A 3,714-nucleotide genomic window follows, 5' to 3' on the forward strand; every position below is an offset into this window, starting at 1 on the left:
GCGCTTGGCGGCCGAACGCCCGACCAGATATACTTCGCACAGCCGCTTCTCGCAGCGGCATGATCAACCAGCGGCAATCCACTTATTCACGCCGCGAGCCTGTGCAGACAAACCGAGCCACCTCTATCGAAGACGGTACGCCAGACGAGTTCGGATTTGATGGTCTTGAAGAACGTCTCGACCATGGCGTTGTCGTAGCAATTTCCCTTCCCCGACATGGAGATGCGGATGCCATGGCGGCGCAGTTCGGCCTGATACTCCACGGAAAAATATTGGCTGCCGCGGTCCGAGTGATGAATGAGACCCTGGAGCGGACGCCGCATGACGAGCGCCTTGCGTATCTGCCTGCGGCGCATGACCGGGTGCCTCCGCCAAACCGTCCCGGCTGCGGCTGATCCAGCGCACCAGCGCACCAGCGTCGATAACCCGACGCCCAGGTCTTCCGCTATCTCCCGCTGCGTCCGTCCGCTGGTCGCCACCAGCCGTACCGCCTCGTCCTCAAACTCCTTCGTGAACCGTCGCTGCTTGGTCAGCGAGTTCGCCTTTCACCTCAAGGAAACTCTCCACTTTTCCGAGGCAAGTCCACCAGGGCGTCGGCATATCCTACGACGCCATCACAGTCCGGTTCCGACTGGCACCGTAGCCCAGGACTAGCGAGACAGCGCCGACAACGGCGAAGAACAGGGCGACGATCGACCAGCTACCTGCGATATCGTGCAACAACCCGACGGCGAAGGGACCAACCAGCCCGCCAATCACATAGCCGACGCTTTGCACCATGCTCGAGAGTTTCGCCGCGATCTGGGGTGTCCCTGCGCGAAGCACGATGAGGGTCAAGGCGATCGCGAACCCGCCCCCCTGCCCGATGCCGACGGCCAACGCGACGCCGGTGAGCGACCAGGCCGGAGCAAGCAGGAGGCCTATCGCTCCCACCGTCCCGAGGATCACCATCGCCGTCGTAATCAGGCGCTGGTCACGCATCCTGCCGGCGATGATCGGCACGACCAGCCCGCTCGGCATCTGGGCCAGAAAATAGATCGACATCACAAAGCCACTGGTTTTGGGGTCCAGACCACGCGCCAGCAGCATCGATGGCCCCCAGCTTATCAGGGCATAGGCCAGCGAGGCGAACAAAGCGAAGAAGCCCATGAGTTGCCAGGACACCGGGTCGTGCATGATACCCAATTGCACCCGGACGGCAGGTGGCCCCGGATCGTTGCCGATCATCAGCCGGGCCACAGCGAGCAGGGCTGCTGGTATCAACGGCAGCATCCAGACGGCGAGGCCCGTCTGCCAACGGCCGCCCAAGGCATCGGTGATGGGAACCACCGATGCCGTCGAGACGGCTGCGCCCAGGCCCAGCGCCATCGCAAACAGGCCCATCATCAGGCCAACCTTGTCGGGGAACTCCTGTTTGATGAGAACCGGCGTCAGGATGCCCAGCAGTGAAATCCCCGCGCCGATCAGGATCGTGCCGGCATAGAGCGGCACGAAACCGAACGACCGCAGGACGCCACCGGCAAGTGCGACTGTGATCGCCGCGAGCAGGACCTTTTCGAGGCCGAACCGCCGCGACATGGGTGCCGCCAGTGGCCCGAATATGCCGAGACAGACGACCGGAACAGTCATCAGCACACTGATCCAGACATTGGACAGCCCAAGGCCTGCCTGGATGTCGTGCAGCAGCGGGGCGACGCTCGTCAGCATCGGCCGCAGATTCAGCGACAGCGATACGACGAGCAGGACGCCCAGGATCGAGTGGGTCGCGGAATGCTTCGGGCCTTCGGTAACGGCGGGCGGCATCGTGGATTGGGTCGAGGATTGCAGCATGAGGTTACTGGCCGTGCCGACCGTTACGCAGATCGGCTTCGATCAGGTCCGACACCGTCGTCACCGCAATACCCTGCCGGTCGTTGAACGTCCCCGCCTTCGGCCACGATACGCCGCGCCCGATCGCGAAGGCGGCGCGGTACTTGCGCATCATGTTCTTCGGATCGTTCGCCAGTTCCTCCATGAGGAAGGGCACAGACCAGACCGAGCGCTTGAACGGACGCCCCAGCGCCGCCTCCAGCTTGTCCGCAACCTCGCCATAGGTGACGGTGTCGCCGGCCAGGAAGACGATCTCGTTGCGGATCGTCGGCTCGAAGAACACGATCTCGGCGGTCAGCACGCCGATGTCGTCCGGGGTGGTCAGCGTGACGGCGGTATCGAGGCTGCCGAGCGCATGAACCTCGCTGTTCTCCAGATCGACGACACCGAAGTCCGGCTCGAACAGGTAGCTCATGAACATGCCGGTGGAGATGATGACCCACTCGGTCTTGTCCTGAGAACGCAGCAACTCGCGCACATCGAGTTGCGCATCGAAAATGTCCTGCGGCCCACCACGGCCGATCGCCTCGAAGTCGACCCCGAACTGCCACGGGAAGTAGCGCGGAATACCGGATTGCAGCGCTGCCTTGGCAAGCTTCATCGGCGTGTTGATCCCCGCCGCATAGCCCGCGCAGCCGATCACGGTATCGTAGCGCGAGAACAGCGCCGCCAGTTCGTCGATCGTGTCGTTCACCAGATCGCCGAGGACGATTTCGATCCCTGCCGAGCGGATTTCCGCGATGTCGCGCTGCTTCGACGGATCACCGGACTCGACGGCACTCTCGCGGAGCAGAACGCTGATCTTCGCCCCGTCGATGTCTTTGGCGCGACGCGCCAGATTCCGCAGGACCGGCATGCCGAGTTCGCCAGCACCCAGGACGAGAATGTTCCGTGACTTCACGGTAGAGGTTGTATCATTCATCAGTATTGCTCTTTTCACCTTGGTTGTCCGTGATCTGGCAACTGTCGGAAAAGCGCGAAAGATAGGTACATGGGTGATACTGGTGCGAACGCTCTAAGCCAGGAAGACATTCTGCGTTATTCCCAGACGGTCTGCGACGGCCTTCGGGATGATGATGACGGGGTTCGTCGTGAGGTGCTGGCCCATGCCGGCAATCGCTGGTCTCTCGGTGTGATCCATACGCTCGGCGTTTACGGTCAGCTGCGTCACGCGGACATCGCACGACGCATGCACGGGATCACCCAGCGGATGCTCACGCGAACCTTGCGCCATCTGGAGCGCGACGGCCTGGTGGTGCGTCGCGATTTCGAAGAGGTGGTGCCTCACGTCGAATACGCTCTATCCGACACGGGACTGGAGCTGCTGGTGAGGATGGTTCCCCTCTGGACCTGGATCGTCGAGAACGTCGACAGCTTCCGGAAGGCACGGGAAACTTTCGACCGCGATTACGGCGATGAGAAGCCCTGACGGGCGAATGGCCTATTCACCCTTGCTGTCCCGTTTGACCATCGATTCCGAGAAGGCGGACGCCGTTTCGATGGTCGTTCCCAATCGGGCAAGTCGCCGTTCCGGCATCGCGCTCGATTGTGGGGGACGGCTCGCCGGTGATAAGCAGCAGCCGTGATTACGATCCGCCCTGCCGTGCCCGATGATGCGGAAGCACTTACTGACCTGATGCAGGGTTCGGCCGCTTATAGCGGTAAGTACGCGAGCATCCTCGACGGGTATGCGGTTACACCATCGCAGATCGAGCGAGACTGTCCGTCGTCAGGACATTTGGCGCAGATGGGGGCGTAGATTAGTGGAGAGCGGGCCTCGTCTGGGGGCTGATGTTAGGCGGCCAGCTTGCGGTGCAGCAAGCGCCGATATTCGAGGGTCTGTCG

The 3,714-nt window shown here is 62.3% G+C and carries 4 protein-coding genes and 1 pseudogene; 2 read left to right on the plus strand and 3 right to left on the minus strand.

Features of this window, described 5'->3' with window-relative positions; translation table 11 throughout:
• Positions 1-134 precede the first annotated feature (134 nt).
• The 3 genes and pseudogenes from ABDV78_RS19465 to ABDV78_RS19475 form a co-directional block, all read right to left on the minus strand.
• Positions 135-479, minus strand: a pseudogene (locus ABDV78_RS19465) (DDE-type integrase/transposase/recombinase); the annotation flags it as partial.
• 124 nt (positions 480-603) lie between these two features.
• Complete coding sequence (locus ABDV78_RS19470; RefSeq protein WP_343529092.1) at positions 604-1,830, minus strand: MFS transporter; 1,227 nt, start codon at positions 1,828-1,830, stop codon at positions 604-606.
• A gap of 4 nt (positions 1,831-1,834) precedes the next feature.
• Positions 1,835-2,791, minus strand: a complete 957-nt coding sequence (locus tag ABDV78_RS19475) for an aromatic alcohol reductase (RefSeq protein WP_343529093.1) — start codon at positions 2,789-2,791, stop codon at positions 1,835-1,837.
• A 69-nt stretch (positions 2,792-2,860) separates the two neighbouring features.
• On the opposite strand from ABDV78_RS19475, the gene ABDV78_RS19480 reads away from it, so the two are divergent.
• Both ABDV78_RS19480 and ABDV78_RS19485 read left to right on the plus strand, forming a co-directional pair.
• Positions 2,861-3,298 carry a helix-turn-helix domain-containing protein gene (locus tag ABDV78_RS19480; protein ID WP_343529094.1) on the plus strand — a complete coding sequence of 146 codons (438 nt, stop codon included), beginning with the start codon at positions 2,861-2,863 and terminating at the stop codon, positions 3,296-3,298.
• 7 nt (positions 3,299-3,305) lie between these two features.
• Positions 3,306-3,455: a hypothetical protein gene (locus ABDV78_RS19485; RefSeq protein ID WP_343529095.1), complete on the plus strand. Its 150-nt coding sequence runs from the start codon at positions 3,306-3,308 to the stop codon at positions 3,453-3,455.
• Positions 3,456-3,714 lie beyond the last annotated feature (259 nt).

It is taken from the genome of Sphingomonas sp. (assembly GCF_039594485.1).
Classification (GTDB): domain Bacteria; phylum Pseudomonadota; class Alphaproteobacteria; order Sphingomonadales; family Sphingomonadaceae; genus Sphingomonas.

Excerpts from the sequence above, each read along its gene's own strand:
- ABDV78_RS19470 (WP_343529092.1), bottom strand. The coding sequence starts at position 1,830 with ATGCTGCAATCCTCGACCCAATCCACGATGCCGCCCGCCGTTACCGAA.
- ABDV78_RS19475 (WP_343529093.1), bottom strand. The coding sequence starts at position 2,791 with ATGAATGATACAACCTCTACCGTGAAGTCACGGAACATTCTCGTCCTG.
- ABDV78_RS19480 (WP_343529094.1), top strand. The coding sequence starts at position 2,861 with ATGGGTGATACTGGTGCGAACGCTCTAAGCCAGGAAGACATTCTGCGT.
- ABDV78_RS19485 (WP_343529095.1), top strand. The coding sequence starts at position 3,306 with ATGGCCTATTCACCCTTGCTGTCCCGTTTGACCATCGATTCCGAGAAG.